General features: G+C 66.6%; 7 protein-coding genes. 4 read left to right on the forward strand and 3 right to left on the reverse strand.

Annotated elements, in window-relative coordinates; all coding sequences use genetic code 11:
• From AC3IFE_RS16585 to tssJ, 3 genes are all read left to right on the forward strand, one after another.
• Nucleotides 1–862: type VI secretion system baseplate subunit TssF (locus AC3IFE_RS16585; RefSeq protein WP_489191180.1), on the forward strand; the 862-nt coding region annotated here is incomplete at its 5' end.
• Entirely contained in the window at nucleotides 859–1,968 is a 1,110-nt protein-coding gene (tssG, locus tag AC3IFE_RS16590) for a type VI secretion system baseplate subunit TssG (RefSeq protein WP_489191182.1), read from the forward strand. The genes AC3IFE_RS16585 and tssG, both read left to right, overlap by 4 nt.
• A gap of 143 nt (nucleotides 1,969–2,111) precedes the next feature.
• Entirely contained in the window at nucleotides 2,112–2,639 is a 528-nt protein-coding gene (gene tssJ, locus AC3IFE_RS16595; protein ID WP_489191183.1) for a type VI secretion system lipoprotein TssJ, read from the forward strand.
• 109 nt (nucleotides 2,640–2,748) lie between these two features.
• Here tssJ and AC3IFE_RS16600 read toward each other — a convergent pair whose 3' ends face one another.
• Nucleotides 2,749–3,957 (reverse strand): benzoate/H(+) symporter BenE family transporter, encoded by a 1,209-nt coding sequence (locus AC3IFE_RS16600; RefSeq protein WP_489191184.1) that lies wholly within the window; start codon nucleotides 3,955–3,957, stop codon nucleotides 2,749–2,751.
• Between the two features lie 174 nt (nucleotides 3,958–4,131).
• Nucleotides 4,132–5,157 (reverse strand): fatty acid desaturase, encoded by a 1,026-nt coding sequence (locus AC3IFE_RS16605; RefSeq protein ID WP_489191185.1) that lies wholly within the window; start codon nucleotides 5,155–5,157, stop codon nucleotides 4,132–4,134.
• A 244-nt stretch (nucleotides 5,158–5,401) separates the two neighbouring features.
• Between AC3IFE_RS16605 and AC3IFE_RS16610 the strand changes: the two genes are divergently transcribed.
• Nucleotides 5,402–6,226, forward strand: coding sequence for a phosphate/phosphite/phosphonate ABC transporter substrate-binding protein (locus tag AC3IFE_RS16610; protein ID WP_489191186.1), 825 nt, complete (start codon nucleotides 5,402–5,404; stop codon nucleotides 6,224–6,226).
• A 50-nt stretch (nucleotides 6,227–6,276) separates the two neighbouring features.
• Here AC3IFE_RS16610 and dbpA read toward each other — a convergent pair.
• Nucleotides 6,277–7,412: ATP-dependent RNA helicase DbpA (dbpA, locus tag AC3IFE_RS16615; protein ID WP_489191187.1), on the reverse strand; the 1,136-nt coding region annotated here is incomplete at its 5' end.

Below are 7,412 nucleotides of genomic sequence, written 5' to 3' on the forward strand. Positions count from 1 at the left end.
CAACCTGTTCGAGCTGGATGCCGAGCCGATCGAGATCGACCATCACGAAACCGAATATCGCGTGGTGCCGGCCGGCCATCAAGGCGAACATGTCGAAACGTATTCCGTCGACGCGATCGAGGCATTCGATCACGAAACGGCCGAGCGGTACGAATACGTGCCGTTTGCGACGTTCCGTCATCGTGGCGGCATGCTGCGCCACGAGGCGCCGGAGCGGTATTTCCATTCGCGCGTGCGCTCGGGCGTGACGGGGTTGCACGAAACGTGGGTGGTGCTCGGTGGTCATGCATGGGAAACCATGGAGGCGCTGCCCGAGGAAAGCCTGTCGTTGCGTGTGACGGGCACGAACGGATTGCTGCCGCGCAAGGGGCTGCGGGAAGCCAGTCTCGACGAACTCGCGACCAGTTCGCAGAACGTCACCGGGGTGCGCAATCTCGTCTCGCCGACGCTGCCGCTGTATCCGCCGACGGAAGACCGGTTCCAGTGGCGGGTGCTGTCGCACCTGGCGCCGAACTTCCTGTCGATGATGAACGCGGAAGTGCTGCGCGGGGCGCTCGCGCTCTATGACTGGACGGACGACGAACTGAACCGTCGACGGCTCGCGGGCATCCTGTGGGTGTCGCAGGCACTGATCGAGGAGGTATCGGGTGGCGCGGTCGAGCGCGGCGTGCTGATCGAGGTCACGCTCGACAGCCATGCGTTCGCCGGGGACGGTGACGTGATGCTGTTCGGCGAACTGCTGCATCGGTTCTTCTCGCTCTACGCGGACATCAACCTGTTCACGAAGCTCGCGGTCGTCAGCCTGCCGTCTCAGGCCCGGATCGAATGGCCACGCAGCAAGGCAGAGCGGGCGCCGTTATGAAACTGCACGACTTCCCGAATCTCGATCCGCTGGTCGCCTCGCTCCTGGCGCGCGCACCGCGAATGAACTTCATGCAGCTTTGCCGGTTGCTCGAAGTGCGTTTTCCCGATCAGCCCGGGTTCGGTACACGGGATGCGCTCGAACATGAACCGGTGCGCTTCCGGCCGCGGCCGCGAATGGGGTTCCCGGCGAGTGAGATCGCGTCGGTCGAGTTCGATGATGGGTCGGACACGTTCGGGCCTCATTCACCGCCAACCGTGCGCACGACTTTCATGGGGTTGTACGGCGTCGACGCGGCGATGCCGTCGCACCTGATCGACGAGATCGTGCAGCGCGAGGAAGGGCACGAGGCGGTCCAGGCATTTCTCGATCAGTTCAATCATCGGTATGTCACGTTGCTGTATCGCGCCTGGCGGAAGTATCGCTATCCCGAGCACTTCAGGCCCGGCGGCGTCGATGCGCATTCGCGCAACCTGTTGTGTCTGGCCGGGTTCGGGTGGGGCGACAAGCCGAAGCGCGCGGGCCTGCCCGATTCGAGGATGCTGGCGTTGCTGGGGCTCCTGATTCAGCGCACGCGCACGCCGGAGGGGCTGGCGGGCGTCGTTGCGCTGGCTATTCCGCGAGCCGAGGTTCGGGTCGACGAGTTCTGGCCGGTCGTGACGTCGACGGGGCGGCCGCGACCGCTTGCCGGTGCCAGGCCTGCTGTCGGGAAATCGGGAACCAGTCAACGTAACGGGTTGGGCGGAGGCTACGTATTGGGAAAGCGGATGGCGTATCGCAGCCGGGCGGTACGGGTGACGTTGCGTCCGGCCGATGCTCGGCAGGCGCAGGAGCTCTTGCCGGGTGCAGGGCTGCATCGCGATTTGATGGCCTTTGTACAGTTGTACGTCGGTGTCAAGGCGGACGTACACCTGCGTATGGAGATGTCGTCGCGATACACGCCGGAACCGACGCTCGGTCAGGGAAACGCCGGGCCGGCGCCTCGGCTCGGCTGGACTACCGTGCTGGCCGCTGACGAGGAACGGATCGTCAACATTGCGCTCGGTGTCTACGAGGCTTTTCCTGCGCCGGTCCCGAATCCATACGTTGCCGCATCGCATGCTTGACCAGAAATGACGCATGGCCTTCTGATTTTTCGGATCAGCCGTTGCATCCGTTTTGCTGCGATCCGCTTGCGTTCTGCGCCGGGCCGGCAACTCTCGGCCTCAATACCCTGATGACCTACACCATGCACTGCTGAGGAGCATTGATGTCCATCCGTTTCGCTGTTTCAACTTTCTTGTCCGTCTTGCTGCTGTCCGCGTGCGGCGCCTGGCAATCCGTCTCGGACGCCTCGTCGAGCGCGTATCACGCGGTGTTCTTCAAGCAGGTCAAGGTGCTCAACGTCGATCTGTCCGCCCGGGAGGCACTGAACCCCGATGACGCCGGCCGCGCGACATCGGTCGCGGTGCGCGTGTATCAGTTGAAGGACCGGAAGATGTTCGATGGTGCGTCCTACGAGGATCTGCTGAAGAATGACCGGACGGTGCTTGCCCAGGACCTGCAGGCCAACCTTGCCGCGGTGTTGAATCCGGGGGCGTCGGCAAGCCTTGCGCAGCCGATGCAGGCCGATACGAAATACGTCGCGGTCGTGGCGTTCTATCGCAACCCGGGCAATGGCGACGGGTGGAAGTACGTGATCGAAAAGAAGCAGCTCGACGCGGACAAGCCGTTGAAACTTGAGCTTGTCGATCAGCTTCTGTTGGCCAGCGGCGCTATTCGCAGCACATCGAGGTAGTGCCTGATCCGACCCGCGCATTCGATGAATCGAATCGCGAGAGCCAACGAACCCGTGCCCGGGAACGGATTCATTGCGCCGCGTGTCCGAGGGCGGCGTCATGCGGGGCTCAATCTTTCCGACGCCCCCGCATCCAACTCTGCACCCCATACGCCACCGACCCGATCACGATCCCCCAGAACGCCGACCCGAGCCCGAGCCACGTCATTCCCGACGCGGTCGCGAGGAACGTGATCACCGACGCTTCGCGATGGTTCTCGTCCTCGAAGATCCCGTGCACGTTCGCACCGATCGCGCCGATCAGCGCGAGCCCGGCCAGAATCGCGACGAATGCCTTCGGCAGCGCGAAGAACAGCGTGACGATCGTGCCCGCGAAGAGCCCGCCGATCAGGTAGAACGCGCCGTTCGCGAGCCCGGCGACGTACCGCCGGTCCGGATCCTCGTGCGCGTCCTTGCCGGTGCAGAGCGCCGCGGTGATCGCCGCGACGACGATCGTGATCCCGCCGAAGCACGCGACCGCCAGCGACATCACGCTGGTCGCGGTGATGATCGGGCGCGCCGGCGTGTGATAGCCGGACACGCGCAGGATCGTCATCCCCGGCAGGAACTGGCCGGTGAGGCTGACGACGACGAGCGGCAGCGCGAGGCTGAGCGTCGTGCCGAGCGTCCATTCGGGGGCGATGAAGATCGGCCGCGCGAGGCTCGGCGATACGTTGCCGAGATGCGTCATCCCGAGCAGCGTCGCGAGCGCGGCGCCCGTCAGCAGCACGAGCACGATGCTGTAGCGCGGCAGCAGGCGCCGGAAGATCACGAACGCCGCGATCATCCCGAAACCGAGCACCGGCTGCGCGGTCGCGGCGGAGAACGCATGCATGCCGAACGGCAGCAGGATGCCGGCCATCATGCCGCAGGCGATGCCGCGCGGAATGTGGCGCACGAGGCGGTCGAAATAGCCGGAGACGCCGATCGCCAGGATGATCAGCGCAGCGGTGATGTAAGCGCCGACGGCCTGGTTGAGCGTCAGTTGCGGGAACAGGCCGACGAGCAGCGCGGTGCCGGGCGCCGACCATGCGGTGACGACGGGCACCTTCAGCTTCCAGCTCGCGAACAACCCGGACACGCCCGCGCCGATCGAGATCGCCCAGACCCACGACGACACCATTTCGTTGGACGCGTGGGCGACCTGCGAAGCCTGGAAGAAGATCGCGAGCGGGCCCGCGTACGAAATCAGGACCGCGAGAAAACCCGCGGTGATCGCGGAGACGGACCAGTCGTTGCCGATCGTGCGGATCGCGCCGGGTGGGGTGTTCGGTTGCATCGTCGTCGGGAAATGCGGCGCGCGGCCGTGCGGCGGAGCCGGGGCGAATGATTGTCGGAAGCCCCGGATGAGCGGCCATTCTGCGCATTGCCGACGCAATTGGCAATTCACGGGCGACGACGGGTGTTGTCGGCTTTTCGTAAGAATGGGTGCCGACACGCGGAAGCTCTGACGTTACGTGCTGATCTGCAACACCCGGTCGATCACCGCCACTTTCGCGCCGCTACCCGTCGACAGCGATGCCGTGCCCTCGTCGAACGGATGCACGGGCGGATCGGTCGGCGTCCACGCATGGCGCGCGAGCAACGCGCGATATCCGCCGCGAATCACGAAGCCGCCGCATTTCTTCGCATACGCGTCGCGCCGCATCCGGTATGCGCGCGGCAGGTCGTACCACGGCAGTTTCGGCAGGTCGTGATGGACGAGGTGATAGTTGTTGTTCAGGTACAGCAGCCGCATCGCGAAGCCGGCTTCGTTGATCGTGATGCGCGCCTTCGGATGCGGCGCGGCGCGATGTTCGTACAGCGAGCGGATCATCGCGAGCGACAGCGCGGGCCACGTGACGGCCAGCAGGTAGTACCACCACGGCACGCCGATCGTCCATTGCAGCCAGGCGAGCAGCGCGACCACGCAGGCAACGTGCGCCAGCCACATCGGCAGATAACGAAAGTCGCCGCGCCGGAACGCAGCGACTGCCTCGGCGAGCGTCGCCACGACGCTCGATGGCGGCCCGACGACGATACGTCCGATGAAAGTCTTGCGCGCGACCGTCAGCGCCCGGCGCCAGCGCGGCAGCCGCGCCCAGCGTTCACGCGTGACGTAGTTCGTTTCGGGATCGATGCCCGGCACGGTCAGGTCTTCGTCGCGGTGATGGTCGAAGTGCGTGTCGCGATAGAGCGTGTACGGATACCAGACCGTCAGCGGCGGATAGCCGAGCAGTTTGTTCACGAAGGCGGAACGCGTCGGATGGCCATGCAACAGTTCGTGCTGCAGCGACAGGTGCCACGCGCCGAGCAGGATCAGCGGCGGCGTCGCGGCGGCGAGCGACAGGCGCCCTTCGCGCACGAGCAGCAGCACGGCGAGCCAGCCGCCGTAGATGACGACGACCAGCAGCCAGGTCGGCCACTCGGTGCGGGCGGTGAAGCGGGCGTCGAGCGCGGCGATCGCGCGAGCGTGATCGACGTCGAAGTATTCGGCCATGGCGTTGAGGCGGGATGGATCGGGCAGTGCGGGGAACGAGCGATGGAACCGGGGCGCGCGGCCCGGGTGCGCGGGTGTCTCGCGGATCACGGTCGGCCTGCCCGGCATCGCGCACGGTGGCGGCGCCGGCAGGCATTCGAACGGTACCGGGGTGGCGCGGCTGCGCCAACCAATCGATTCGCATTTGCTTATCGTGTCGCGGCCGATAAGCATCCGGGCCGCCGCCGATGCGTAGAATGCCCGGATGAGCTCCTGGATCGCAGTCCTGCCGATGTACAACGTGACGCCGCGCCACGCCGCGCTGTGGCGCGCGCTGCTGCGCGACGCGCTCGATGCATTCGCGAACGCGGGCGGCCCGGCCGACGTCGCGCTGCCCGACGCGCCGTTCGACGACCTGCAGGCCCTGTGGCGGCGCGACGATCTGCTGCTGTCGCAGACCTGCGGCTACCCGTACCGGATGCTCCGCTTGTGCGACGTCGTGCGATTGGTTGCGACCCCCGTTTTCGACGCGGACGGTTGCGACGGTGCGCGCTACAGCAGCGTGCTGGTCGTGTCGGCGCGCGTGCACGCGGGAGGCGCGACGACGCTGGCCGCATGCCGCGGGTTGCGGGCCGCGTTCAACGGCGAGGATTCGCACAGCGGGATGAACGCATTCCGGCACGCGGTTGCGCCGCATGCGCACGACGGGCGGTTCTTCGGATCGGTCACGCCGTTCGGTTCGCACCTGAACGTGCTGCGTGCGCTGGCGTCGGGAGAGGCGGATTGCGCGGCGATCGACTGCGTGACGTTCGCGTATGTGCGCGACGCGCTGCCCGATCTGCTGAAGGACATCCGGATCATCGGCGCGACGGCACCCGCGCCGGGCCTGCCGTTCGTCGCATCGCGGGCGCTGCCGGACGCGCAGGTCGGCGCGTTGGAGGATGCGCTCGATCGCGCGGTCGCCGCCGATGCGGAACGGGCGCGCGTGCTGAGGCTGAAGGGGTTCGAACGGCTGTCGCCGGCCGACTACGACACGATTGCGCGGTTCGCGCAGGCAGCCGCCGCGCACGGCTATCCCGAACTCAGGTGACGCACGGAGCGGCGCACGGCGGTGCGGCGACCGCCCGCGCCGCGCGCCGCTTACTCCTCGTCCATCAAGCGGACCTTGACCCGCTTGCCCTTGATCTTCCCCGCATTGAGCTTGCGCAACGCGTCGCGCGCGACGCCGCGCTCGATTGCGACATAGGTCGAGAACTCGGTCACGTTGATCTTGCCGATCTGCTTGCCGTCGAACCCCGCGTCGCCGGTCAGCGCGCCGAGCACGTCGCCCGGACGGATCTTGTCCTTGCGCCCGCCGAGGATCTGCAGCGTTTCCATCGGCGGCAGCAGCACGCTGTCGTCCGCCGGCTTGAGCTCGGCGAGCGGATGCCATTCGACCTCGCGCTTCTGCGCCTGTTCGATCGCGCCGACGCGGCCCATCTCGTCCATGCTCGCGAGGCTCAGCGCCCAGCCGTCCTGATCCGCGCGGCCCGTGCGGCCGATGCGGTGCACGTGCACTTCCGGGTCGGGCGTCACGTCGACGTTGATCACCGCCTCGAGCTGCGCGATGTCGAGCCCGCGCGCGGCGACGTCGGTCGCCACCAGCACCGAGCAACTGCGGTTCGCGAACTGGATCAGCACCTGGTCGCGCTCACGCTGGTCGAGCTCGCCGTGCAGCGCGAGCGCGTGGAAGCCCTGCGCGTGCAGCACGTCGAGCAGGTCGCGGCACTGCTGCTTGGTGTTGCAGAACGCAATCGTACTCACCGGCCGGTAGTGGTTCAGCAACTGGCCGACCGCATGCAGCCGCTCGTCCTCGGTCACTTCATAGAAGCGCTGCCGGATCTTGCTGTCGTCATGGCGTTCCGCGAGCTTGATTTCCTTCGGATTGCGCAGGAACTGCTGGCTCAGCTTCGCGATGCCGTCCGGATAGGTCGCGGAGAACAGCAGTGTCTGGCGCGTCGTCGGGCACATCCGCGCGACTTTCGCGATGTCGTCGAAGAAGCCCATGTCGAGCATCCGGTCGGCTTCGTCGAGCACCAGTGTATTCAGCGCGTCGAGCTTCAGATTGCCGCGATCGAGGTGATCCATGATGCGGCCCGGCGTGCCGACGACGATGTGCGCGCCGTGCTCGAGGCTTTGCGCCTGCGGACGCATCGGCGTGCCGCCGCACAGCGTCAGCACCTTCACGTTCTCCTCGGCGCGCGCGAGGCGGCGCACTTCCTGCGCGACCTGGTCGG

The sequence above is a fragment of the Burkholderia sp. APQ4-4ca genome (assembly GCF_057837105.1).